A 25,362-nucleotide genomic window follows, 5' to 3' on the forward strand; every position below is an offset into this window, starting at 1 on the left:
TGCGATGAAGATCGGAGTAATAGGCGGCGGCCAGCTGGGCCGCATGCTGGCCCTGGCCGGCACCCCGCTGGGGATGAACTTCGCCTTCCTCGACCCGGCGCCGGACGCCTGCGCCCAGGCCCTCGGCGAACATATCCGCGCCGACTACGGCGACCAGGATCACCTGCGCCAGCTGGCCGACGAGGTCGACCTGGTCACCTTCGAGTTCGAGAGCGTGCCGGCCGAGACCGTGGCCTTCCTCTCCCAGTTCGTGCCGGTCTACCCCTCGGCCGAAGCGCTGCGCATCGCCCGCGACCGCTGGTTCGAAAAATCCATGTTCAAGGACCTGGGCATCCCCACGCCGGACTTCGCCGATATCCAGTCGCAGGCCGACCTCGATGCCGCCGTGGCCGCCATCGGTCTGCCGGCGGTGCTCAAGACCCGCACCCTGGGCTACGACGGCAAGGGCCAGAAGGTCCTGCGCAAGCCCGAGGACGTGGTCGGCGCCTTCGCCGAACTGGGCAGCGTGCCGTGCATCCTCGAGGGCTTCGTGCCCTTCACCGGCGAGGTGTCGCTGATCGCCGTGCGCGCCCGCGACGGCGAGACGCGCTTCTACCCGCTGGTGCACAACCGCCACGACAGCGGCATCCTCGCCCTCTCCGTGGCCAGCAGCGCGCATCCGCTGCAGGCGTTGGCCGAGGACTACGTCGGCCGCGTGCTGGAGAAACTCGACTACGTCGGCGTGCTGGCCTTCGAGTTCTTCGAGGTGGACGGCGGCCTCAAGGCCAACGAGATCGCCCCGCGCGTGCACAACTCCGGGCACTGGACCATCGAAGGCGCCGAGTGCAGCCAGTTCGAGAACCACCTGCGTGCCGTCGCCGGCCTGCCGCTGGGCTCCACCGCCAAGCTGGGCGAGAGCGCCATGCTCAACTTTATCGGCACGGTACCGGCGGTAAGCGACGTGGTGGCGATCAAGGACTGCCATCTGCACCACTACGGCAAGGCGTTCAAGGTCGGCCGCAAGGTTGGCCACGCCACCCTGCGCAGCGCCGACCGCGCCAGTCTCGATGCCGGCATCGCGGCCGTCGAAGCGCTGATCGCCAAGGGCTGAAACGGCGATTGGCGACTAAGCTCTTGGACGACGGCCGTCGTCCAAGAGCCCCCTCCATGAAGCGCCTGCTCGCCCTGCTGCCCCTGCTGTTCGCCATGACCGGCGTCGCTGCACAGGAGGTGCTGCGCGTCGATTTCCGCGAACGCCCGCCGGAGATGCGCGCCGTCGACGGCCTGCCCAGCGGACCGCTGATCAGCGTGCTGGAAACCGCCGCACAACGCCTCGGCGTGCGCCTGCACTGGCGCCAGGCGCCCTTCCTGCGCAGCCTCGACGACCTGCGCTCGGGGCGCGTCGACCTGGTGCCGCGGGTGCTGCTCACCGAGCAGCGCCGCGCCTATATCCACTACCTGCCGAGCATTGGCAGCCAGCGCCTGAACGTGCGCTTTATCGTCCGCCCGGGACGCGAAGCCGAACTGGCGCGCTACGCCGACCTGTACCAGCAGAACCTGGGGGTCAAACGCGGCACCGCCTATTTCGAGCCGTTCGACAGCGACGACCGACTCGGTCGCGTCTACGCCAGCGACGACGCGCAGCTCGCGGCGATGTTCCGCGCCGGCCGCCTGGACGCCCTGGCCATTCTCGACCCGGCGGCCATCGAGGCGCAGTTCGCCGCGATGAAGTTCCGCGACTACAGCTACGCGCAGTACGCCCACGAACAGCTGCTCGGCAACCACTTCGGTGCCTCGCTCAAGCGCTACCACAGCGACCACCGCGCCCTCTACGAACGCCTGGGCGAGGAACTCCAGCGCATGCGCGAGCAGGGCGAAGTCAGCCTGATCTACCACCGTTACGGCGTACCGGCACCGGACATGGCGAACTGACAGCGCCTCGCGCCTGTCTCATGCAACGTCTGCCGCACGCGCGGCGCCCCTCAAGGAGAAACGCCACATGGGTATCATCGGCACCATCTTCATCGGCCTGATCGTCGGCCTGATCGCTCGCTTCCTCAAGCCGGGCGACGACAGCATGGGCTGGATCATGACCATCCTGCTCGGCATCGGCGGCTCCATCGCCGCCACCTACGGCGGCCAGGCGCTGGGCATTTACCAGGCCGGCCAGGCGGCCGGTTTCGTCGGCGCGGTGATCGGCGCCGTCGTTCTGCTGATAATCTACGGCGCCATCAAGAAGGGCTAAGCGCTCCTCTGCAGGAGCCGGTTGGCCGGCGATGTTGCCGTCAACAATCGCCCGCTTGGCCGGCTCTGGCTTTTCCGCCGTCACGAGACTCCACCCACCATGCGCCACCTGCTGCTCGCCCTACTGCTGTTCACCGGCCTGGCCCACGCCGAACTGCCGGAAACCGACTGGCTCGACCTGATGCCTCCCGAGGACCGCCAGGCTCTCGAAGAAATGCCCGAACTCCAGCACCAGGGCCCGGAGGGCGACAGCACCTTCTACGCCCCGGGCGGCCTGCGCCAGCAGGAGCAGAACCTGCCGGCGGTGATGTACTCGAGCAAAACCGTGGCCGAGCTGGACGGCAAGGCCCTGCGCCTGGGCGGCTACCCGGTGCCGCTGGAAAACGACGAGCAGGGCAACAGCACCCTGTTCTTCCTCGTGCCCTACCCCGGCGCCTGCATCCATGTCCCGCCACCGCCGCCCAACCAGCTGGTGCTGGTGCGCTACCCCAAGGGCATCCCGCTCGAGGACATCTATGCCCCGCTGTGGGTCAGCGGCACGCTGAAGGTGGAACAGGTCAGCAACGACCTGGCCGACGCGGCCTACGCCATGGACGCGGGCGAAGTACGCCTGGTGACCGACGAAGACCTCTACTGATCGCCCCGGAGCCCGCGCATGCGAGCCGTCGCAAACCGCGCAGTGGGCTCGCCTGACTGTCACGGACAGGGTGTCGGCCTCCCATGCGGCTCGGCCTCCGTTGCGCGTCGTCGATTCGCCATGCAACCGCCATCACTCGGTCATCCTGCCGACATACGCCTGTCCCATCCTGCTCCCTCCAACCAGACAGGGAGCCTTCCATGCACAAGTCAGTTCTTGCCGCCGGCCTGCTCGCCTGCGGCCTGGCCCAAGCCGCCGCCTCGCCCAAAGCCATCCAGCTGACGCCGCTCGGCAGTTACACCAGCGGCCTGTTCGGCCAGTCGGCAGCGGAGATCGTCGCCCACGACCCGGCCAGCCAGCGGCTGTTCGTGGTCAACGCCGCCAGCGGCCTGATCGACGTGCTGGACATACGCGAGCCGAGCCGGCCCACATTACTGTTCAACCTCGACCTGTCTGCCCATGGCGGGGCGGTGAACAGCGTCGCGGTGCGCGACGGGCTGATCGCCGCAGCGGTGGAGAACCGGGTGAAGACCGAGCCCGGTCGCGCCGTGTTCCTCAACCGCGACGGCCAGGTACTGGCCTCGGTGCAGGTCGGTGCCCTGCCGGACATGCTCGTCTTCACTCCGGACGGCAAACACCTGCTGGTAGCCAACGAGGGCGAACCGAGCGACGACTACCTGACCGATCCGGAAGGCTCGGTGAGCATCGTCGAGCTGCCGAAGGACATCGCCAAACTGACCCAGGCCCAGGTCCGTACCGCCGACTTCCGCGCCTTCTCCCGCGCCGACCTGGACCCGTCGGTGCGCATCTTCGGCCCCAATGCCAGTGTCGCCCAGGACCTGGAGCCGGAGTACATCAGCGTCGCCCACGACTCCAGAACCGCCTGGGTGACCCTGCAGGAAAACAACGCGGTGGCCGTGCTGGATATCAAGCGCGGTCAGTTCAAGGCCATTCACGGGCTTGGCCTGAAAGATCACAGTCTGACCGGTAACGAGCTGGACGCCAGCGACCGCGACAACCAGATCAATATCCGCACCTGGCCGGTGCTGGGCATGTACCAGCCCGACGCCATCGCCAGCTACCAGCACCGCGGGCGCACCTACCTGGTCACCGCCAACGAGGGCGACGCGCGCGACTACCCCGGATTCAGCGAAGAGGTACGCCTGGGCAGCACCAACTACCCGCTCAGTCCGCTGCACTTCCCGGATGCCGCCAACCTCAAGCAGAACGCCAACCTTGGCCGCCTGACCGTCTCCAGCGCCAGCGGCTACAACCCGGACAGCGGCTACTACGAAGCCATCCACGCCTTTGGTGGGCGCTCCTTCTCGATCTGGAGCGAAGACCTCACCCAGGTCTACGACAGCGGCGCCGACTTCGAGCGCATCACCGCCGCGGCCAATCCGCAGTTCTTCAACTCCGACCACGCCAGCAACAGCTTCGACAACCGCAGCGACAACAAGGGCCCGGAGCCGGAGGGCGTGACCCTGGCCAAGCTGTGGGGCAAGACCTACGCCTTCATCGGCCTGGAGCGCATCGGTGGAGTGATGGTCTACGACATCAGCCAGCCGCAGGCGCCGCAGTTCGTGCAGTACTTCAACAATCGCGACTTCGCCACCACCCCGGGCAGCGCCGCCGCGGGCGACCTGGGTCCCGAGGGGCTGATGGTGATCGAAGCCGAGCACAGCCCGATCGGCGTGCCCCTGCTGGTGGTGGGCAACGAAGTCAGCGGCACCACCAGTTTGTTCCGTATCGATCGCCAGCATCGCTGAACGGGGCCGGCGGGCACACAAAGGCCGGTCGCGCGACCGGCCTTTGCACTGACGAGCAGAAAGGGGGACGGTTCTCGTTGAGTCCGTCCCCTTTTTCTGTGGAATCAATCCCGCCCGGGCGCACTTGCCCTGGTTGCAGTTGGAGGATGGGCGATTGGTGGAGCAGAAGATGTGCAAGGAGGTGGAAGTGTTGAGGGGCGCGCTGGAAACGGTAGAAGCGGAAACCTGCAAACCAAAAGCAGCGGAGCAATGATGCTCCGCTGCCTTTGCTCCTAACCGGCGAACTCCTTGGCCATCCCTTTGGCCTGATCCCTTTTACCCGTCCTCCTTTCTGGAGGGTCGTTTCAGTTGGCCTCAATGCCTAGCAACAGATCCGTGGGTGTCAGGCGTTTCAGTGTATGCGTGACAGGATCCATCTCCACATCCAGTGCCAGTGGCGTGATGCCATCCGCGTCATACACCAAATAGGCGTTGCCGCTGCTCATCTCATAGGTTTTCGCACCTGCAGTCGCTATGGTCTTTGGGGTCGCAGACATCAGCTCCTCGACCGAGCTGTAGCGCAGTGCCACATCAACCTCGCCCAGTCGATCGAGGCGCGCTTCGACCGTTTGAGGGGGCTCGGCCATCACGGACTGTAGGGATACTGTATTGGATGCTTCGATCCACTTATCCGAGTAGGCGAAAATCAGATCTTCGTACTTGCTCGTCAGTGGTTTATCCAAATTGCACACAGCCTTGCGAATGGACATGCCATTCTGCCCATTGCGGATATTGCCGTACACGCAGTTAATGAATGGGTCTTTTCCCTTCAGGGTGAGGGTATAAAATACTTCGAAATAGGTATTTGATCCGGCGTTTTCGTAAGCTAGCGCGGGCTCATTATTGAACGAGACTAGCATTCTGGAGGTCTGTCCTGCGTAGCCCACTATATCGGCGAATACTTTGACGTCATTTTCCAAACTGATCGTCAACTCACTAGTGCATATATTCGCCTGGTAGGTTTCCGTAACGCCTTTTCTAAAAAAGGTGAGGGTGTTCCTCTGCGCTTGTACGGCAGTAGCCAGCGCAAGTGTTAACAATAGCGTGGCGGGTAGAATTTGCTTCATGGGCGAAGGTTCCTGGGCTGCAGATACCTCTTTGAGAATGGCTTCGAATTTCTGTGCCCCCTGCGATAAGGCTCACTGATCGCTACTACTCCTAAAGTGCAATATATACCCTTTTGGATCATTTTTTGCCTAAGAGCCGTAAATCAGACAAACATAACCTCCAGCACCTAGATAATAGCCTTAAAAAATATTTCCTTCTCTTTATACTTTTTTATCATGCACTGTAGATTATTTGCACGTTCTGCTCTGGCACCTATAGATTCCAGAGTTTCAGCGCGACAAATCTTTTCGATAAATTCATCCCATATGGTATCGGCTGCCTCCAGTCGCTCCATCTGCTCTTCACGGTTTATTATCGCCCCCCTGCGCAAACTCAACAGCATCACTGTAGGTCAGTGCAGATAATTCTCGCTGCATCTCTAGCTCAAACTGTAGTCGCGCCTCTATCTCTTGCTGTTGTTCTAACTCCTCTTCTAGTCCAGCATGAGCCAATCCAATGAAAAGTAACGCAACGACTATAGCCCTACCAACCACATGCACACTCCTTTCTCTAGCTGAGCCTATCTAGCGGCACGGAGTACATTGCCATCCATAATGCCTGCCCCGTATTGCTCACTCCAAGTCAAGCAAACTTCCTTGAACAGTTTCTGGAATGCAGGCTATATAGGTTAAGTACTTAGATTTTTTTTTAACCAAGACCCCATGCTTGGGCTCCTGCGTCGCTGCCACTCTATTAATCTTTGTCATCACTCCGTACGTATAGGCGCCATTTGAAAAAGTTATAGAATTCGAAAGCTCATTCCCAGAAACACTGCCTATGGCGATCTCTACATCTGCCATTGATCGTGTCAATTTAAGTTCTGGCGGATAACCGCTCCTACCAAATGAGTACGTCACCATGCCTCTATCTTTGTACACCTCAATATTCTTATTATTTTTTGTTTCGCACATAAATACGAGCGTATGGCTTTCCGAACCATTTACCACTAACGGAAAACACACAACAAAGGCCAAGACAAAAAATATACGCATCATCCAATCCCCCAGGATCTCAAAAGCCAGTTATCTCAGAATGCAAGTATGTTTTAGGCGAGATAGCATCAAGATAAGACATGTCACTCGAACACCTTTGCACTCCATAACCTATTAAAATTAGCCCTTCTTTCTGGATAACTATCAGTGTCCCTGTTGACGATTTCCGTTATAGAGTCCACAGCCTTCGACCCGGCACCTGTATCTGCAAGATCGTATAGTTTGTTTGACACCCAGAAATTCGCCGCAGATCTAACAGCGTATTTCATAGTTAGCAATATATCCGGACTCTCTACAAAATCCACATTGTCTTCTGGCCAATTATCTATTAGCCGGCTATGCCATCTCGTTAAAGCCTCGTAATTGTATCTACCTGTTAACTGCTTTAAGCCTCGCCCCCTGTATCGCCAACCATCTCCACTGGCATAGTCTCCATTGCCGAGATCAGCTCTTCCCCCATATGCACCATTGGCAATAGCCTCAAAATCGACCTGGGTCATTCTGGTACCATCTGCTTTTATTCCGCGCCGCGTCTCATACCCATGTCGCCTAGCCACCTCAGGATTCCTCCTAAAATACCTAAACATTTGAGTTAGTGATTCCGCCTTATAGATAAATCCCTCTTCAACACTCAATTGCGGCCCAGTCTCTTGCAATATTTGAGCAAAAAAATGGGTTCGCCTTAATGGAGTATCTAGCTTGTAAAGGGAAATATGCCTATTTAGTTCAGCCGCTATTTCAAGCAGATCATTATTTCTATCCGATCCTAAATCTGGGTAGACCGCCATCATTACGTCAAGTGTAAAACTAAAGCAACTTTCATCTTGAAAGCCACCGACTACCTGTAGGGGGCATACATGCCACGCATTGCCATCCGCACTAATTCCATGCTGCCCCGCTAGCTCTTTCCACCAGCTCAGCTTTTCGATCCTCTGCTTTTCAACTTCCCAGATCGGATTCGGCTTACCTGGTTCTTCCGCCAGCAATGGATCTAGCTCATCCCATTTGCCCTTGTTCCAGAACCACTCGCTTTCGTACTTGGTGATCAACTGCCCGAGTACTTGTGCGTGCCAAGGCTTGGCCAGCGCCGCTCGGATTTCATCGCTGGTCAGTACGCCATCTTTATCGGTATCGACGATATCGTAGAGTCGAGCGAGCGTTACGATGGGACCGCCATCGGCCTTGCTGATCTGGGCGCGATAGTTGTGCTGTTCGTCCTCGCTCAGCATGCCTCTGGCGTTGAAGGTGTAGGCCAGTTTCTCCAGGGGCGTTCCAGTGTCCTCAAGCCATTGGAAGTCCTGCCATTCCCAGGGGCTATGCCGGGTGGTGATCAGTTCCTGCTCGGCGAGCCAACCGTCGATAGGGTTGCCGTTTTCGTCAGCGAACAATCCCTCCAGCCGCCACCAGTAGGTTGTGTTGGGCGTGGGGCTACCTTCCACAGGGGTTTTGACTTGGATCTTATTCGCCGCTGGAAGGCCATCCAGCAGCGCCTGGGGAACGATCAGGTCGACGCCGATCTGGCTGCCGCTGTCGCTTAGCTTGGGCGGATTGTCCGCATTGATATCATCGCGATGGGCAATCAATTTGCTCGCGCCCTTATAGACCTTGAGCAGGGTTTTCTGCTCGTCGGGCAAGCGATTGGCCCAGGCGCGGCTCTGCGCGATAAAACCGGGCACATCGTCGCAACTGAAGACCTCCAGATGAACGAGAGGATGAGCGGAGCCGTTGTGGTTCTGATAAGTCCCGGGGTGACCAATCAGCTCACCTGCCTTGATCGGAATACCTGCATCCAGAACCACTACCTGGCCCAGCTCTTTGGGTTCACTCCGAGCTTGCAAAAACTTGGAGGAAATATAGCCGGGAAGATTACCTTCGTTATCGGCCGTGAGGGCTGGATTTGTCGTGCCGTTGATAAGGCTGGCGAGCTTAACGAACTCACCTTCTGCCGCGCTCACCGTGATTTCTGCCCCCTTAGACAGTTCAGATAATCTAGGGGAGTTGACATCAGGATTCGCACGGACGCCCAAGCCTCCACTTTGGGTATTGACGATATGACTCTTGACCTCCCAGAACGCAGGCCGTGGCAGATCTGCTTTGGCCTGATAGCCGGCCCAATCCTGTAAATGCATATACAGGCTGTAGAGGGTCAGGCTCGGAGGCATTTGCTCATCGGCTGCGTCGCCCTCGACTTTCTTGGGCTGTGGCGGCTGAAGTATGTGTTTGACCAGAACGAACCCCGTGGAAAAGGGCGCTCGCTTGATTCTGGGAACCTCATCGGTGAACTCGCTGACCGGATAGCGCTCGTCGATACGGTAGGCAATCACCTCGCCATCGGCGATGCAGCGCACGCTCGATTGATCGAATACGGCTGCAGTTCCTTCGTCGAAATGCACGCCGCCATGCCATAAGCCATTCTCGCCGGTTGGGTAGTAACCGCCCTTGGCCTTGGCCATATGGGTAAGAAGCTGCAGCGAATTACTGTTCGTTTCCTTGCTGGGGAATGGATACGCCCAATTGATCGGTTTGCTTTCGGCCATCTGCACTGTGTCCTGTACCTTGACTGCCGGCTCTCTAACGCCCGGCTTTTATCCCTGTCTTAACCGGAGAAATTGAGCGAGCGTTTACGCTTGCTCGGCACCTTGACCAACTCACCCGGCTGCGCCTGCTCCAACAAACTCCCCGCCTTGTCGCTATCGGCCATGCCCGGTAGCACCGGCGGCTTGATCTTAAGCCCCGAGCCCTTGCCCGGCGCGCCTCCGGCGTTGAGGCGGGCTAGCGGGCCGGAGATGGTGATGCCGCCGGGGTCGAGTTTGATGAAGCTGCCGCCGGCCTTGATGGTCAGTTCGATGCCGGCTTCGATGACCATCTTCTGTCCGGCCTTCAGATGAATCTCGCGGCCGGCCTTGGTCAGTTGTGCGGTGCCCAGCTTGATGTGCTGGTCGGTGGCCACCGTCAGGTGATCCTGGGGTTTGACCTCCACCTTGCGGTCGGCGGTGACGGTTAGGTGTTCTTCGGCCAGCAGTTCGGTGTAGCTGTTCTTCTCCACGGTATCGTGGCGTTCGTTGCCGACGCGGATCTTCTGGTCGTGCTCGATGTTCTCGTCCCAGTCGCGCTGGGCGTGGATGTAGATCTGCTCGGCGCCCTTGCGATCCTCGATGCGCAGTTCGTTGTAGCCGCCACCGCCGGGGCTGCTCAGGGTCTTGAATACGCTGCGGGTCTTGTTCGCGGGCAGGTCGTAGGGCACCACGTGTTCGGCGTGGTACAGGCAGCCGGTGACCAAGGGCTGATCGGGGTCGCCTTCGAGGAAGGTGACCAGCACTTCCATGCCGATACGCGGGATGGTGATGGCGCCGTAGCGATCGCCGGCCCAGCTGGAGCTGACGCGCAGCCAGCAGCTGGTCTTCTCGTCGGCCTGACCTTCCCGGTCCCAGAAGAACTGCACCTTCACTCGACCATATTCGTCGCAGTGGATTTCTTCGCCGGCAGGTCCCGTGACCACGGCGGTCTGGCTGCCCAGCACCTTGGGTTTGGGGTGAGCGAGTTGCGGGCGGTAGGGTACGTCCCAGGGGGTGGCGAGGAAGCGGTTGCGGTAGCCTTGGGTGAAGTTCGAGTCGTCTGAAGTACCCTCACCCCAGCCCTCTCCCAGAGGGAGAGGGGGCTGTCCGCGGTGGGCAGGGGATGAGGTGATCGACTCTTCCAGCACCTGCGGTTGCTTGCCCTGGTGCAGCACTTCGGTGAGCAGCCAGAGGTCGTTCCATTCGCGGCGCGGGTGTTCGGAGATTTCCAGCAGATGCCCGGTGACCAGCCACGGCTGGTCGCTCTGGCCCTGCAGTTGCTGATAGTCGGCGCGGTGGCGTTCCAGGGCGCGCTTGGCCAGGTGCTTGCCGCGGGTGCGGTCGGTGTAGCGGCCGGGGTAGTCGTAATCTTCCAGATCGGGCAGGCCGTCGTTCTCGCCGGCCTGCTCGCCCTGGTAGGTCGCCTCCAGCAGCAGGCGCGGCTGCTCGAAGTCGTAGTCGCGGCGGGCGGTGCTGCGGGTGCGGGTTTCCAGGCGCAGGGCCAGGCGCTTGATCACCGGATCGTCGGCGGTCATGCCGCTGTCCTGGATATAGGGCGTGGGCTGGCCGAGCTTGGCGAAGGCGGTCTGGTCGTCGCCGAAGGTCAGCACATGGCCGCTTGCGCTGTGCTGGAAGTGGTAGTGGATGCCTTCCTCCTCGCACAGGCGCTGAACGAAGTGCAGGTCGCTCTCGTCGTACTGCACGCAGTACTCGCGCTGCGGGTAGACGGTGGGGCCGAGCTGGAAGTGGTAGCGGCCCTCCACGATGCCGTGTTCTTCCAGCACCTGAGCGACGATCTGCGGCACCGTCAGGTGCTGGAAGATGCGCTGGTTAGTGCGGTGCGCCAGGTAGGCGAGCTGCGGCACGATGGCCAGGCGATAGCGGGTCAGGCGTTTGCCGGACTCGCCCTGCTCGACCCGGTGGATCAGGCCGTGGATGCCGTCGCCATTGGGGCTGAAGGCAAGGAAGGCGCGCTGATGCAGCAGACTGGTCAGATCGAGATCCGGGCGTTCGCTGATCAGCTCGACGTCGAAGCGATAGGGCTGGCTGATGGCCTCACGGCCGTTGAATTCGAGCACCTGCAGATCGTGCTCGACGCCTTCGATGGTCAGGCTGAAATGGGTTTCATTGGCCGGGTTGAACATGTACGTATCCTTTCGAGTGAGTCCTTTTTCAACAGCCTGTTATGCCTTGCCCAGCCAGCGGCGCAAACGCGAAGCCGGTGGCCGGCGAAACGCGTCGAGCAGCTCGCTGCAGTCGATCTGCCGCTGGCTTTCGTCGAAGGCCAGCGCGGTGCGCAGGGCCTGCCAGCAGTGCAGCGGCACCTGCGCCGGGCGTTGCAACTGCCTGTCCAGCTCCATGCTCTTGGCCTGCTTGGCGCTGAGGCGGCGGAACGGGTGTTGCCCGCTGGCCAGCTCGACCAACACGCAGGCCAACGCATAGACATCGGCAGCCGCCGACAGCGGTGCACCTTCGAGCAACTCCAGCGCGGCGTAGCGCGGTGTCCAGGCGGCGATGCGGCTGCGGCACAGGCGCGGCAGACCGGGCAGCAGGCCCTCCACCGGCTGGCCGAGACCATAGTCGAACAGGCGCAGGCCGTCTTCGGCCAGCATCACATTGCTGGGCTTGAGATCGCCATGCAGCACGCCCAGCTGGTGCGAATAGCACAGGGCTTCGAGCAGCGGGATGGCGATGCCACGCAGCTCGTCCCAGGGCAGGCCCTCGGGGCGTTCGCACAGCAGCTGATCGAGGGTCAGGCCGCGCAGCAATTCCAGGGTGATGAAGGCGCGCTGGCTGGGAATGTCCACCTCGAAACCGAACAGACGCACCACGTTGGGGTGGCTGAGCCGCGCGGTAAGGGCGAACTCGCTGTAGAGCAGGGCGTTGGCGTCCGGGTATTCGGCGAAGTCGTCGCTCAGGGTCTTCAGCGCGACATAGGGCTCGGGGTCGCCGAACTGTTCGCGCAGCAGATCGCGCGCGCGGTATACCGCGCCCATGCCGCCGACGCCGAGCAGACGCTCGATCCGGTAGCGGCCGCCGAGCACTTCCGGCAGCTCGCCGGGAGCCTGGCGCGGCGTTTCGCGCACAGGCTCCTTGGCCGCGGTGGCGGCCAGGGCGAAGTAGGTGAGGTCGCTGGCTTCGGCGGCTTCGATCATTGGCGGATCACCACGGCACTGAGGTTGTCACGGGCCGGGCCGTCGAGCACGCGCTGGAACAGGCGCTCCACGGCCAGGTGCGGCGAAGGCAGGTTGAGGCAGGCGCCCAGCTCGTCGGCGGTAACGCCCTGGTAGAGGCCGTCGCTGCACAGCAGGAAGACGTCGCCGGGCAGCACGTCGAGTTCGAGGATGTCCAGCTGCAGGGTCTCGCTGGCGCCGATGGCGCGGGTCAGGGCATGCGCCGCCGGCTGGCGCGCGGCCTCCTGCGGCGTCAGGCCCTGTTCGTCGATCAGTTGCTGCACCAGCGAATGGTCGCGGCTGAGCTGATACAGACGCGCGCCGCGCCACAGGTAGCAGCGGCTGTCGCCGGCCCAGACGCAGGCGGCGCGGTCGCCGTCGAGCAACAGGGCGACTACGGTGCTGCCGATCACCGTGTCCGGGCGGTCGGCGGTAACGGTCAGCTCCTGGCCGAGCCGATGGTTGAGCCGGTGCAGCGCCTGGCGCAACTCCACCAGCCGCTGGGCGAGGCTACCTTCCGGCAGCTCGGCCAGATGCTCAACGATCAGACGGCTGGCCAGGGCACCGTTCTGATGCCCGCCCATACCGTCGGCCACCACCCACAGGCCCTGCTCGGGCAGGGCAAGGAAGGCGTCCTCGTTGCGTGCGCGCACCTTGCCGGTGTCGGTGCGTGCGGCGCTGCGCCAGGCGCTGGCGACTGCAGTCATCAGAGCGTCGCCGGCAGCTTGAAGCTGCGCAGCAGGCCGATGTCGAACGGGTTCGGCGAACGCTGGCTGTGCAGCAGGTAGTTGGCGTGCAGACCACCGAGGTTGGCCTTGAGGATCAGCACGTCACGACCGCTGTGGTAGTCCACGTCCATCAGGTCGAGCAGGCGGAACAGCGACCAGGGGCCGGTGTTCTTCTCGATGCCGACGCGGCGACCGCCGAGTTCCTCGACCACCAGGCTGGTGCGGTCTTCCTCGCTCGCTGCCGGCCAGCGGAAGGCGGTGGCGACGATCGGACCGTGACGGTATTCCAGCTGCTGCTTGCCGAAGCGGAAGTCCGCGCGGCTCAGGCTGGAGTCCAGCGAGTAGGGCTCGAGCTTGAACAGCACCTGCGGCTCGGCCGGGTTCTCGGCGAAGAAGCTGCGGCGGATCACCTGGGCGCGGCTCATCTGCAGGAGGAACTCGCGCGACAGCGGCAGGCCGCGGCCATCGACGCGGCGCAGGCGATACTCGTCGGCGCTGCCGCTGACGAAGGGGCGCAGGTACTGGTCGAAGAAGCGCTCGGCGATGCCCTGGGCCTTGAAGAACTCGCGGAAATCCGCCACTGCCACGTCGCTCTCGCTGTGCGCGCTGAACGGGTAACGCTGCTTCAGCGAGTTGTCGTAGGCGGCGTACAGCTCGCTCTGATAGCGCTGGTTGAGGAAGTGGTAGGCATCATTGAGCACCAGGGTCCAGCTGTCCTCGGCCAGCAGCGCCAGCCAGTTGCCCACCGGCTGCGGCAGGCGCGCGGCGGCGCTGCGTACCTGGTTGATCGCATCGCGCTTGCCGGCCATGCGCGCCTTGGCCATCTCGAACGCGGCCTGGTCGCTGGCACCGGCATTGGCCAGGCTGGCCAGCTGGCGCTGCAGTTCGTCCAATGCCTGCAGGCTGGCGGCCAGTTCGACGCCAGCACCGCCGTTGTCGTCGAGCAGCTTGTGCAGCACCTCGAAGCGGCGCTCCAGGGTCTTGCGCGCGGTGTCCGGGGTGTTCTTGGCCAGGGCCTGCTGCGCCTGTTCGGCGGCGGCACTGGCCAGCTTGGCGGCCTTGCCCAGCTTGCCCTTGGCGCCCTCCAGCGCTTCGGCGGCGGCACCAGCGTCGTCGGCGGCCTCGGCCAGGCCCTTGAAGCGGGTGTTGTCGCGCACTTCCACCAGTAGTTGCAGCAGCGGCGAGTTGGCCGCGGTCAGGCCGCCGAGCAGGGCGGCGCCTCGGCCGGCACTGCCGATCGGCTCCAGGCTGAGCTGGGCGATGGCCTCGCCCCAGTAGTTGCCGTAATCGCGGAAGTACAGCTGCTCCAGCTCCACCATCAGGCGGCCGAGGTCGCCGGCGCTGAGGCTCTCGCCCTCGCCCAGCACCCAGTTGTCGCGCAGGATCTCGCGCACCAGGTTGCCGCCCTGGGCGGTGAAGGTCTTGCTGTAGCCGGCCTGGGTGTAGAAGCCGGGGATGGCGTAGTCGCTGCCATTGATCAGCCCGGCCTGCGGCCCGAGCTTCTGGCTCAGGCGGTAGTCCGGCAGGCTGCGCGCCTGTTCACGCAGCATGCGATAGACCACATTGGCCAGCGACTCGCTGCGCAGCACCTGGCGCGCCTGGGCGACCAGCTGGGCGTTGAGCGCATAGGGCGCGAAGGACTCGTCGAGCAGACGGGCGAAATGGGTGTTGAGGCCATGTTGCGCCGGGCTGTTGCCGGCATAGCGCAGCGACCAGTCGGCGGCTACCCACTCCTTGAGGAAGGCGGCGTCGCGGCGCTCTTCCAGGTTGAGCATCAGGTAGGCGCGCAGGCTGCCGAGCAGGCGCTCGCGGTCGCCGAGGTTGGCGCGGATCTGCGCCTCCAGCTGCCGCGCCACGCGCGGCAGCAGCAGGGTTTCCAGCTCGGCGCGGTAGGTCGAATAAACGGCCGGATTGACCGCCTCGCCCTGGAACAGGCCGGTACGCTGCAGGTAGGACACCTCGCCCTTGGGCGGGAACACCAGGGTGGCGGCGTAGCTGCTGTCCAGCGCCTTGAGGGTCTGCAGGGCGTCGTCCTGCGGGTTGATCGCCTGGTGCTCGCGGGTGAGCTTCTGAGCGATCTCGCGCAGCTGTTCCAGACGCCCGTGGTTGGCCGAGAAGCCGCTGGCCCAGAGCACGCCGAACAGCGCCAGCACGGCGAAGGCGGTGGCGTACATGGCACGCTGGCCCCAGTCGATGCGGCGCACTTCCTTCTGGTCGAGCCCGGCCAGGTCGGCCTCGGGGAAGATCACCCGGCTGAGCAGGTGGTTGATGAAGCGTGCACGGCCCGAGCGGAAGGTAGGCAGCGCGCTGCCGGCCAGGCCGAGGTTGCGGCCGATGCCGGCGGTCAGCGGGTCGAGCTGTTCGTTGAGCTGCGGCGCGCTGGTCAGGTAGAAACCGCGCAGCTTGCTGGCGCGCTGGTAGCGGTTGCCGGCGAAGGCCAGTTCGATGAACAGGCACAGGCGCTCGCCGATCTGGCCGAGCTGGTGCGGGAAGTCGAGGATGCGGCCACGGCGCTGGGTATCGCGCTCCTGGTGCATGCGCAGGATCACCTGGCTGTTGAGGCGGCGCAGCAGTTCTTCGAACTCCTGGCGCACCACGGCCACGTCGCTGGCGTTCTGCTCCTTGCGGAAGCTGGCGCCGAGCACCTGCTCGCTCTCCTCGCGCGACAGCTGGTCGAAGAACTCGTCGAAGCCCAGCACCTTGTCGGCCTTGCTCAGCACCAGGTAGACCGGCACGTCGGCGCCCAGGCGCTGATGGATCTCGTGCAGGCGCTGGCGGGTCTGGCGGGCCAGGGTTTCCAGCTCCACCTCGCTGCCGCCCTGCAGCTGCTCGACCGGAATGCTCACCAGCACGCCGTTGAGCGGGCGCGCGCGGCGCTGGCGCAGCAGGCCGAGCAGGGTGCCCCAGGCGCGGCCGTCGACCTGCGCGTCGGGCTGGGTCAGGTAGCGCCCGGCGGTGTCGATCAGCACGGCGTGATCGGCGAAGTACCAATCGGCATAACGGGTGCCGGAGACGTCCTTGGTCAGGCGCTGGCTGTCGCCACGGTTGAGCGGGAAGTCCAGGCCGGAGAAGTCCAGCAGGCTGGTCTTGCCGCTGCCCTGCGGGCCGAGCAGCAGGTACCAGGGCAGATCGTTGCGCCACTTCTCGCTGCGCCCGCGGTACAGGCTGGAGCGCTTGAGGGTGCGCAGGGCGTCCTTGAAGCGGTGGCGCAGCTCATTCTGCTCCTCGCCGATCTGCTCCTCGCGGCGCAGGCGCTCCTGCGCCTCGGCGTCGTTCTCCTCGGCCTTCTTGCGTGCGGTGGCGCGCCAGCTGGCGAACACCATGGCCAGGCCCCAGAGCAGGAACAGCAGGCTGATGGTCAGCAGGCGGCTGGTGGCCGACTCCCAGAACTTGTAGTCGTCGACCGCCAGCAGCGGGCCGACGAACCACACCAGCAGGGCGAGGACCAGCACCAGCAGCAGGCTCCAGACCCAGGTCTTGCGGAAAAAGGCGCCAAGTTTGGCGAAGAGGCTCTTCATTTCACGTCATCCATGCTGACACCCGAGGCCGGGTCGAGTTGCTGATACGGCTTGAGGACGGTGTCGCGCTGCTCGCCGAGCACCCAGGCGAAACCGGCGTACATCATCACCAGGCACATCAGGGTGAACAGCGCCACCAACCACCACGGCACGATGCGCACCAGGCGCCGGCGGGTGTCCTTCAGGCCCTGCCAGTGCGGCGAGACTTCGCGCGGCACGTCGCCGCGCAGCTGACGGATCTGCCGGTAGAGGCTGTCGCGCACCGCTTCCAGCTCGAGCATGCCGCGCGGCAGCACGCGGTACTTGCCCTCGAAACCGAGCGACAGGCACAGGTACATCAGCTCCAGCATCGGCAGGTGCTTGACCGGGTTGCGCGACAGGCGCTCGAGCAGCTGGAAGAACTTCTCGCCGCCGAAGGTCTCGTTGTGGAAGGAGGACAGCAGGCTCATCTGCGACCACTGGCTCTCGTTGCCCCAGGGCGTGGTCACCACGGCCTCGTCGACCACGGTGCACAGCACGTAACGCGCGGCCATCACCTGGCTGCTTTCCGCGCCGTCGTGCAGGGCGCGGTGTTCGAACAGCTTGATCTCGCGGGTCAGGCGCTGGTTGAGGGCGTCCAGGTCCTCGCTTTCGAAGCTGTGCTTGAGCCGCACCACTTCCGAGAGCAGCGCGGAGGCCGCCGCCACCAGCGGGTTGAGGCTGATGTTGAAGCTCTCCGCCGGGCGCAGGCGCGCGGCGAAGATCATGCGTTCTTCCAGCTGCTCGAATTTCGGCGGCGCGCTGAAGTCGGTCAGCGGGCTTTCGGCGCGGGCTTCGCCCTTGCGGTTGAGGATGACCGTCTTGTCATCCTGGCCGTATTCCATTTCCTTGGTGGTCATCGTCAGTTCCTGATCGCCCAGAATTTCAGCTCAAGCCCGGAGAACTCGCCGGACACGTGGAAGGCGAAGCCGCCGGAGCGTTCCAGCTGCGCCAGTTCCTCGGAGCTGAGCTCCAAGGCGAAGTAGGTCTTGCCCGAATGGAAGGGAATCTGCCGTGGTGCCACCGGCAGCGGTTTGACCTTGATCCCCGGCAGGTGCAGGTTGACCAGCTGGCGGATGCGCTCCACCGGGCCGACCTTGAGGTGTGCCGGCAGGCGCTGGCGCAGCTCCTCGGAGTCGCACTGGGCGCTGGCGGCGAGCACGAAGCTGGAGGTGCCGAGCAGCTTGTGGTCGTGCAGCGGCGACACCTGAATGCCGTACTGGCGCTGCTGCAGGAGCATCTCGATGGCGTGCTGTTCGAGCACCATCGACAGCACCTGGCGAATGGCGTCCATCAGCTTGCGGAAGCTCATGCCCTGGTCGCTGTGCAGGTAGCGGCCTTCCAGGCGCGGGCGCTTGGTCTCGCTGGAGAAGGTCGCCAGCTCGCCGAGCAGGCCGACCAGTTCGCGGTAGATCTGCTCCGGGTGCACCTGCTCGACGCCCAGGTGGTGACGCAGGATCGGCTCGTAGCGGTTGATCAGCTGCAGCATCATGAAGTCGCCGACCTCGGCACCGCCCACCTTGCCGGTGGCGCGGATGCGCTCGGCGAGGATGTCGCCGCGGTGGGCGAGCATGCTGATCACTTCCTTGAGGCAGCTCAGCAGGTAGCCGGAGGCCTGGAAGTTGACGTAGGTCGGGCTGAACTCGGGGTCGAGGCTGATCACCCCGTCCGGCGTGGTGTCGAGCACCTCGCACAGCTTGAGCTTCACATAGGCCTGGTCGCTCTGCTGCTCGCCGAGCAGCAGGCGGAAATCCGGGCGGCCGGTGCTGACCTGACTGTGGCTGCTGTCGCCGGCGTTGCAGTCGGCGACTTCCTCGTCGAAGGCGACATAGCGCGCCAGCACGTCCTTCTGCTCCGGGCGGCGGCTCTCGATATGGTTGCCGGTGACCAGCGGCAGCGCCAGGTACACCGGGGTGTTGCCGGTGTTCGGCGGCACGTCCAGGCCCAGCGGCTCGCGCTCGGCGCCGAGGTCGAAGAGGCTGCCGTCGGGCAGCACGCCGCTGGCCTTGCTCACCACCAGCTTGCCCATGTTGAGGAACTGGCGGTCGATCTCCAGCTCGAAGAAGCCCCAGGCGTAGCTGGCCAGCTTCTGCGTGCGCACCTTGAGCTGGTGCTCGAAGTAACGATCGTTCTGCTGGAAGTGCTGCGGGCGCAGCAGCATGCCCTCCTGCCAGATGACTTTATGCTGACTCATCGGCTTTGCTCCTGCTCGGCATCGAGATTGCGAATGCCGCGCTCGTCGAGGCGCAGGCGCGCCTGGTTGCGCTGCTGCGCGTCGATGGCGATGACGTAGCGCCAGTTGGCTTCCGGCAGGTCGCGGTAGGCGGCGAGCACGCCGACGTAGCGGCTGCCCTCCTGCACCGACACCTTGAGTTCACGGGTCTCGCCCGGGCGCAGCTCCAGTTCCTCGAGGGTCACCAGGTCGGGCGCCAGGGCCTCCTTGGGCCGCTGGTAGAGGGAGAAGAAATCGGCGTTCTCGAAGGCCACCGGGTGCTTGAGCTCCATCAGGCGCAGCACGATGGGCGAGGGGCGGCCGTTGAGATCGGGGTTGAGCTGGTCGCTGCCGGCCAGGCTCAGGTCCAGCTTGGTCATGCTCGAATAGGGCGACAGCGCGGCGCAGCCGGCCAGGCTCAGCAGCGCGGCGATGAAGGCGAGGGAAAGCAGGCGAGGCATGGGCATCATCCTTGAAGGTCGGTATTGAGGGTGGCGATCAGGCGGACCTGCTCTTCGTAGGCGCTGGCGAAATCGCGGGTGAACAGGCGGTCGCTCCAATCGTCGTTCTGCTGCAGGTCCGCATGCAGACGACGGTAGGCGCGCCAGCGGCTGCCGGCAGTGGCGAGCAGCGGCTTGCGGCCGTTGCGTTCGAAGCGCATGGCCAGCTGCTCCGGGGCGAACTGCTCGAACATGCCCTTGACCGCCGCGCGGCTGGCGGCGAGCAGCGCCACCTGGTGCGCCTGCAGGTCGCGAAAGCCACGGCTGATGGCCTGTTCGGCGGGCAGTTGACCGGGTTTGCCGCCACGCAGCAGGGCGCTCAGCGTCTCTCCGGCGTCCAGACCCTGCTTGAGCGGGTTATTGCCGGCGCCCTGCACGGTGGTCAGGGCCAGACGCAGCTCGTTCTTCAGCTCGCCGCGCGTACGCAGGGCCTGCTGCAGGCTGCCGACGCTCTGCCTGAGCAGCTTGGCGGCATTGAGCGCCAGGGCTTCGCGGGCCTCAATGTCGAGATCGTCGAGGCGCACGCCGAGGGCATCGGCGAACTTCTCCCAGAAACTCGGCGGCAGGCGCTCGGGCTCCGGAGCGGGTTTCGGCTGCGGCGCCGGCGTCGGCATCACCAGCTCGGGCACCAGCAGGTTTTCCTCGTCGATCTGCGCATAGTCGCGCTGTTGCGCCTGGGCGGTGCTGGGGCGCAGTACGGCGGTCAGATCGTCCACCTCGGCGTAGACGCGCTCCTGCTGCTCCAGCGCGGTGAGCGGGTCGAGATCGAGGAAGGCGTCGTCGGGGATGATGCTGCCGGCCGCCTGCGGCAGGCCGATATCGCCTTCGAACATGGCCGGGTCGCGCACCAGCCGCGCGCGAATCTCGAAGTCGCCCAGGCAGTACACGCTGCCGTGCTCGATGCGCTGCGGGCGGCCCTTGGCCAGGCTGGCGCCACTGTCCTTGAGGGCGATGCCGTTGCTGCTGGTGTCGGTGAGAAAGAACGCGCCATCGCGATAGCTGACCTCGGCGTGGCGGCTGGAGAGGATGCGCTTGCGATCGGGGATCACCCAGTCGCAATCCTCGGCACGGCCGATCACGCCGCCGGCCTGTTTGAAGGTCTTGGTGGTCAGCAGCCCCGGCACGAACTGCTGTGCGCTGACCATCTCGAATACCAGTTCCATGGTGACTGTGCTCCTCGCGGTCAGTGGCCGCGCTTCTCGGCTTGCGGATCGCCCAGCGGGCGGTATTGGTCGTCGCTGAACTTGTAGTTGCCGGTGCAGCCGGCCAGGACGATGGCCAGGGCCAGCAGGGCGGCGGTCCGGTAGCGATGCAGCATGGAATGCGCTCCTTGGAGAGAGGTGAAGGTGAACATGTCAGGCCGCTCCGGCCATATGCGTGGCAGCGGAACGTTTCAACACGGGAGGACCGTAGCGATTGGCCTGGCGTTGTCCGGGCCAGATCAGCAGCAGCGGCCAGATCAGATTGATCAGCAGCACCCAGTAGCCGCTCCGGCCCAGGTCATGCAGGCGACGAATACCTGCAGTCAGCATGGCCACCCACCAATAGATGAGACCGAAAACGACAAGAGCCGAGAGCACGTACTGCACCCACAACGGAGAGTTCTTGTCGCTGAAGGCCATAGCTAGGAAAAGTGGCCAGGCGCTCCACACATGGAGCAGCAGATATTTAATTCGCCCAATTCGTCCGCTGGAGATCATTGGCTCCAGCACGAATGACGCTACACGGCCCAGTAAATTCTTCATGGCTTCTCCCATCACACTTCGCTCGGGCTGATCTTCAGCCGTTGCATGCGGTACAGCAGGGTGCGCCGGGGCAGGCCCAGCTCGTTGGCGGCATTGGTCTGGTTGCCGCGGTTCTTGCGCAGGCAGTCGAGCAGCAGGTTGCGTTCGAGCCGGTCCATGCGCTCGCGCAGGCTTAGCGGCGCGCTATCGGGGTTCTGCGTGTGTTCCAGGTTGAAGTGCTCGGGCAGCAGCTCGCCGCCCTCGCACAGCAGCACCGCGCGCTCGACCAGGCCCTTGAGCTCGCGCACGTTGCCGGGGAAGGCGTAGCCGGCCAGGTGCTCCAGGGCGGCATCGCTCCAGCGGCAGGCGTCGCGCTGCAGCAGGCCACTGGCGGTGCTGGCGAAGTGGCGGGCGAGCAGCAGGATGTCTTCGTCGCGCTCGCGCAGCGGCGGCAGCTCGATGGGGAAATGCGACAGGCGATAGAACAGGTCTTCGCGGAAGCGGCCTTCCTCGACACGCTTGCGCAGTTCCTGGTGGGTGGCGGCGACGATGCGCACGTCGACCTTGTGCGTCTCGCTGCAGCCCAGGGGGCGCACTTCGCCTTCCTGCAGCACGCGCAGCAGCTTGGCTTGCAGGGTCAGCGGCATGTCGCCGATCTCGTCGAGGAACAGGGTGCCGCCATCGGCGGCATCGAACAGGCCCGGCTTGTCACGGTCGGCACCGGTGAAGGCGCCGCGGCGGTAGCCGAACAGCTCGCTCTCCAGCAGGTTCTCCGGCAGCGCCGCACAGTTCTGCACGATGAACGCCTTGCTGCGCCGCGCGCCGCAATCGTGGATGGCGCGGGCGACCAGCTCCTTGCCGGTGCCGGTCTCGCCGGTGAGCAACACACTGACCGGGCTGTGCAGCACCTTGCCGATCAGCTGGTAGACGCGGCGCATGGCCTGGCTCTGGCCGAGCAGGCCGTAGCCGCTGGCACAGGGTGTACCCGGAGCGGGCGAGGCCGGTTCAGGGGTCTCTGGAGCACGCAGGCGCTGCAGCAGTTGCAGCTGGGCCAGGGCGAAACTGCCGAGTTGGGCGAAGGAGGCGGTGAAACCCTGCAGGCTGCGCCGCTCATGGCTGGCCACCAGCAGCAGGCCGCGGGTATGGCCGGCGCCGTCGTGCAGCGGCAGGCACAACAGGCTGCGCCAGGCGCCCTTGCCCTCCGGCAGGCAGGCGATGCTGTGCAGGGCGCTGTCCAGCTCATCGATGCACAGCACCTGGTTCTGGCACAGGCAGTACTGCAGCAGCTGTTCGCCGTCGTAGTCGCTGGGCAGGCTGGCCGCCTCGCGCGGTTGCAGCAGGCCGTCGAGCCACTCCGCGCTCATCATCAGGCGGGTATTGGTGTGATCCAGCAGATACAGCTGGCCCAGCGCGCAGTCGGCCAGCTCGGCGGCAGCGCGCACCAGCTCGGCGAGCAGGCGCTCGCCGCTGGCGGCGCCAGCCAGCGTGGCGTAGCGGCCGAGCAGGGCTTCGGCGTAACGCAGCGGTTGCGGGACTTCGGCGAACATCGGCAGCACCTCAGGCGAACTCGCAGGTCACCGCCGAATCGGCGTCCAGGGTGGCGTGCACGCGCTGCAGGCTTTCGCCGGCGGCCATGGCATCGAGCAGGCGGTCGACCACCAGCGGCTGCAGGTGTTGGTCGATCAGGTGGTCGATCAGGCGAGCGCCGCTGTCGCCGTGGGTGCAGCGCTCGGCCAGGTGCTCGACCAGGCCGTCGCAGTGGCTGAAGGCGAGCTGGCGACGGGCCAGGCGCTCGCCGAAACGGGCCAGCTTGAGACCGACCAGCTGACGCAGCAGGTCGCCGTCCATGGGGTAGTAGGGCACCACGCGCATACGCCCGAGCAGGGCCGGCTTGAAGTGCTGGGTCAGTTGCGGGCGGATGGCCAGTTCCAGATCCTCGGCCCCCGGGCGCTCACCGCCGGCGCAGAGGCTGGCGATGCGCTCGCTGGCGAGGTTGCTGGTCATCAGGATCAGGCCGTTGCGGAAGTTGATCTCGCGCCCTTCGCCGTCGTTGGCCACGCCCTTGTCGAAGATCTGGTAGAAGACGTTCATCACGTCCGGGTCGGCCTTCTCCACCTCGTCGAGGAGGATCACCGAGTAGGGCTTCTGCCGCACCGCTTCGGTGAGCATGCCGCCTTCACCGTAACCGACGTAGCCGGGCGGCGCGCCGATCAGACGCGAGACGGTGTGTTTTTCCTGGAACTCGGACATGTTGATCACGGTGAGGAAGCGTTCACCGCCATACAGCAGGTCGGCCAGGGCCAGGGCGGTTTCGGTCTTGCCGACGCCGCTGGGGCCGACCAGGAGGAACACGCCCACCGGGGCATCGGCCCGGTTGAGGCCGGCGGCGGTGGCGCGCATGGCCTTGTCCAGCGCCTGGATCGCCTGCTCCTGACCGCGCACGCGCTGGCGCAGGTCATCGGCGAAGGTAATCACCTTGGTGTTGTGCTCGCGCGCCAGCTGACTCAGCGGCACACCAGTCCAGTGGCTGATCACCTCGGCCACCAGGCGCGGGCAGACCTCGAAACTGACCAGGCGCTCGCTGGCCTGGGCGGCAGCCAGCTCGGCCTGGATGGCGCGCAGTTCGGCTTCCAGCTCTTCCAGGCTCGGGCGTGGTTCGTCGCTGGCGTCCTCGTCGTTACCCAGACGCGCGGCGGCGCATTGCTTGCGCTGCTCCAGCAGGCGTTCGGCCAGGTCACGCTGCACGGCCCAGCGGGTTTCCACCTGCTCCAGCTCGGCGCGGGCGGCGACCAGACGGTTTTCCAGGGTATCTAGCGCTTCGCCGTCGATAGCCAGACCGGCGTCCAGGTCACGGCGCATGGCCTCCCCCTGGCGCTCGCCCTCGGCGATCTCGCCGCGCAGGCGCTCCAGCGCCTCGGGCGCGGCGGCCAGGCTGATGCGCACGCGGGCGCAGGCAGTGTCGAGCACGTCCACCGCCTTGTCCGGCAACTGGCGACCAGCCAGGTAGCGCGCCGACAGCTCGGCGGCGGCGACCACGGCGTCGTCGCGCAGGTAGATGCCGTGGCTCTTCTCGTACACCGGCGCCAGGCCGCGCAGGATGGTCACCGCCTCGTCGACGGTCGGCTCATGCAGCTGCACCGGCTGGAAGCGGCGGGCCAGGGCCGGGTCCTTCTCGAAGTATTTCTTGTATTCGCTCCAGGTGGTGGCGGCGATGGTACGCAGCTCGCCACGGGCCAGCGCCGGCTTGAGCAGGTTGGCGGCATCGCCGCTGCCGGCCTGGCCACCGGCGCCGATCAGGGTATGGGCCTCGTCGATAAACAGGATGATCGGCTTGGGCGAGGCCTTGACCTCGTCGATCACGCCCTGCAGGCGGCGCTCGAACTCGCCCTTGACGCTGGCGCCGGCCTGCAGCAGGCCGAGGTCCAGGCACAGCAGCTCGACGCCCTTGAGCACCTGCGGCACCTCGCCGGTGGCGATGCGCAGGGCCAGGCCCTCGACGATGGCGGTCTTGCCCACGCCGGCCTCGCCGACCACGATGGGGTTGTTCTTGCGCCGGCGGGCGAGGATATCGACCATCTGGCGGATCGCGCCGTCGCGGCACAGCACCGGGTCGAGCTTGCCGTCGCGGGCCTGCTGGGTGAAGTTGTGGGTAAAGCGCGCCAGGTTCGACTCGCCCGGCGCCGCCGCTTTGCCGCCCGCGGCCTGCGGCTGCTGGCTGAGGGCGAAGTCGCGCAGACGCTCGGCATTGAGCTTGCTCAGCAGCGTCTGATAACGGCTGCCGGCGTAGCGCATGGGGTTGCGCAGCAGGGCGAGGATCAGCGCGGCCTGGTCGATCTGGCTGGCGCCCAGCTCCAGGTTGGCCACCAGCAGGGCGTCCTGCAGCCACTGCACCAGCTCGGCAGAAAATACCGGGTTGCGCGACTCGCTGTGCTCGCCGCGCGGCTGCAGCGCCTGGGCCAGCTCGCCGGCATCGATCTCGGCATCCTGCAGGGCACGCGCCAGCAGGCTTTCCGGGCGCTCGAGGAGGCCCAGCAGCAGATCCTCGACGAGGATCTTGTTGCCGCCGCGTACCACGCAGCGTTCGGCGGCCATCTCCAGGTCGCGCTTGCTCGCGGCGTCCAGGGCTTGAACCAGTTGTTGCAGGTCGACGTTGATCATTTCATCTGT

At 64.6% G+C, this 25,362-nt stretch carries 20 protein-coding genes; 5 read left to right on the forward strand and 15 right to left on the reverse strand.

All coding sequences use genetic code 11. The features are described 5' to 3' along the window. Positions 1-4: 4 nt before the first annotated feature. From ACIGFL_RS18195 to ACIGFL_RS18215, 5 genes are all read left to right on the forward strand, one after another. Positions 5-1,090 carry a 5-(carboxyamino)imidazole ribonucleotide synthase gene (locus tag ACIGFL_RS18195; protein WP_397498068.1) on the forward strand — a complete coding sequence of 362 codons (1,086 nt, stop codon included), beginning with the start codon at positions 5-7 and terminating at the stop codon, positions 1,088-1,090. 56 nt (positions 1,091-1,146) lie between these two features. Further along, positions 1,147-1,911, forward strand: a complete 765-nt coding sequence (locus ACIGFL_RS18200) for a substrate-binding periplasmic protein (RefSeq protein ID WP_397498069.1) — start codon at positions 1,147-1,149, stop codon at positions 1,909-1,911. Positions 1,912-1,978: 67 nt separating this feature from the next. After that, positions 1,979-2,224: a GlsB/YeaQ/YmgE family stress response membrane protein gene (locus ACIGFL_RS18205; protein ID WP_021444076.1), complete on the forward strand. Its 246-nt coding sequence runs from the start codon at positions 1,979-1,981 to the stop codon at positions 2,222-2,224. 99 nt (positions 2,225-2,323) lie between these two features. Continuing rightward, the gene (locus ACIGFL_RS18210) at positions 2,324-2,860 is read left to right on the forward strand and encodes a DUF3299 domain-containing protein (protein WP_122109515.1); all 537 of its coding nucleotides are present in this window, start codon (positions 2,324-2,326) and stop codon (positions 2,858-2,860) included. 200 nt (positions 2,861-3,060) lie between these two features. Further along, entirely contained in the window at positions 3,061-4,629 is a 1,569-nt protein-coding gene (locus tag ACIGFL_RS18215; protein ID WP_397498070.1) for a choice-of-anchor I family protein, read from the forward strand. A gap of 344 nt (positions 4,630-4,973) precedes the next feature. Here the strand turns inward: ACIGFL_RS18215 and ACIGFL_RS18220 are convergent, their stop codons facing one another. From ACIGFL_RS18220 to tssH, 15 genes are all read right to left on the reverse strand, one after another. Next, on the reverse strand, positions 4,974-5,735 hold the full coding sequence (locus ACIGFL_RS18220) for a hypothetical protein (protein ID WP_397498071.1): 762 nt from the start codon (positions 5,733-5,735) through the stop codon (positions 4,974-4,976). A gap of 612 nt (positions 5,736-6,347) precedes the next feature. Beyond that, positions 6,348-6,770: a hypothetical protein gene (locus ACIGFL_RS18225; protein ID WP_397498072.1), complete on the reverse strand. Its 423-nt coding sequence runs from the start codon at positions 6,768-6,770 to the stop codon at positions 6,348-6,350. An 80-nt stretch (positions 6,771-6,850) separates the two neighbouring features. Further along, a complete protein-coding gene (locus ACIGFL_RS18230; protein WP_397498073.1) occupies positions 6,851-9,304 on the reverse strand; it encodes a hypothetical protein in 2,454 nt (817 codons plus the stop codon). 59 nt (positions 9,305-9,363) lie between these two features. Continuing rightward, on the reverse strand, positions 9,364-11,466 hold the full coding sequence (gene tssI, locus ACIGFL_RS18235) for a type VI secretion system tip protein TssI/VgrG (RefSeq protein WP_397498074.1): 2,103 nt from the start codon (positions 11,464-11,466) through the stop codon (positions 9,364-9,366). A 39-nt stretch (positions 11,467-11,505) separates the two neighbouring features. Next, the gene (locus tag ACIGFL_RS18240; protein WP_273266172.1) at positions 11,506-12,477 is read right to left on the reverse strand and encodes a serine/threonine-protein kinase; all 972 of its coding nucleotides are present in this window, start codon (positions 12,475-12,477) and stop codon (positions 11,506-11,508) included. Then, positions 12,474-13,202 carry a PP2C family protein-serine/threonine phosphatase gene (locus tag ACIGFL_RS18245; protein WP_397498075.1) on the reverse strand — a complete coding sequence of 243 codons (729 nt, stop codon included), beginning with the start codon at positions 13,200-13,202 and terminating at the stop codon, positions 12,474-12,476. Before ACIGFL_RS18245 ends, ACIGFL_RS18240 begins: the two co-directional genes overlap by 4 nt. Continuing rightward, positions 13,202-16,741 (reverse strand): type VI secretion system membrane subunit TssM, encoded by a 3,540-nt coding sequence (tssM, locus tag ACIGFL_RS18250; protein WP_397498076.1) that lies wholly within the window; start codon positions 16,739-16,741, stop codon positions 13,202-13,204. The genes ACIGFL_RS18245 and tssM overlap by 1 nt, the downstream gene beginning before the upstream one ends. Next, a complete protein-coding gene (icmH, locus tag ACIGFL_RS18255) occupies positions 16,738-17,619 on the reverse strand; it encodes a type IVB secretion system protein IcmH/DotU (RefSeq protein ID WP_021487505.1) in 882 nt (293 codons plus the stop codon). Before icmH ends, tssM begins: the two co-directional genes overlap by 4 nt. A gap of 2 nt (positions 17,620-17,621) precedes the next feature. After that, the gene (gene tssK / locus ACIGFL_RS18260; protein ID WP_397498077.1) at positions 17,622-18,953 is read right to left on the reverse strand and encodes a type VI secretion system baseplate subunit TssK; all 1,332 of its coding nucleotides are present in this window, start codon (positions 18,951-18,953) and stop codon (positions 17,622-17,624) included. Beyond that, on the reverse strand, positions 18,950-19,432 hold the full coding sequence (gene tssJ, locus ACIGFL_RS18265; RefSeq protein ID WP_122109526.1) for a type VI secretion system lipoprotein TssJ: 483 nt from the start codon (positions 19,430-19,432) through the stop codon (positions 18,950-18,952). The genes tssK and tssJ overlap by 4 nt, the downstream gene beginning before the upstream one ends. A gap of 5 nt (positions 19,433-19,437) precedes the next feature. Next, positions 19,438-20,634, reverse strand: a complete 1,197-nt coding sequence (gene tagH / locus ACIGFL_RS18270; RefSeq protein ID WP_397498078.1) for a type VI secretion system-associated FHA domain protein TagH — start codon at positions 20,632-20,634, stop codon at positions 19,438-19,440. A gap of 20 nt (positions 20,635-20,654) precedes the next feature. Further along, positions 20,655-20,789, reverse strand: a complete 135-nt coding sequence (locus tag ACIGFL_RS18275) for a hypothetical protein (RefSeq protein ID WP_021444061.1) — start codon at positions 20,787-20,789, stop codon at positions 20,655-20,657. Between the two features lie 37 nt (positions 20,790-20,826). Further along, positions 20,827-21,216: a DUF805 domain-containing protein gene (locus ACIGFL_RS18280; protein ID WP_397498079.1), complete on the reverse strand. Its 390-nt coding sequence runs from the start codon at positions 21,214-21,216 to the stop codon at positions 20,827-20,829. An 11-nt stretch (positions 21,217-21,227) separates the two neighbouring features. Next, a complete protein-coding gene (locus ACIGFL_RS18285) occupies positions 21,228-22,742 on the reverse strand; it encodes a sigma 54-interacting transcriptional regulator (RefSeq protein ID WP_397498080.1) in 1,515 nt (504 codons plus the stop codon). Between the two features lie 10 nt (positions 22,743-22,752). Next, entirely contained in the window at positions 22,753-25,353 is a 2,601-nt protein-coding gene (gene tssH, locus ACIGFL_RS18290; protein WP_397498081.1) for a type VI secretion system ATPase TssH, read from the reverse strand. Positions 25,354-25,362: the final 9 nt, after the last annotated feature.

The organism is Pseudomonas sp. NPDC077649 (assembly GCF_044542855.1).
GTDB lineage: Bacteria > Pseudomonadota > Gammaproteobacteria > Pseudomonadales > Pseudomonadaceae > Aquipseudomonas.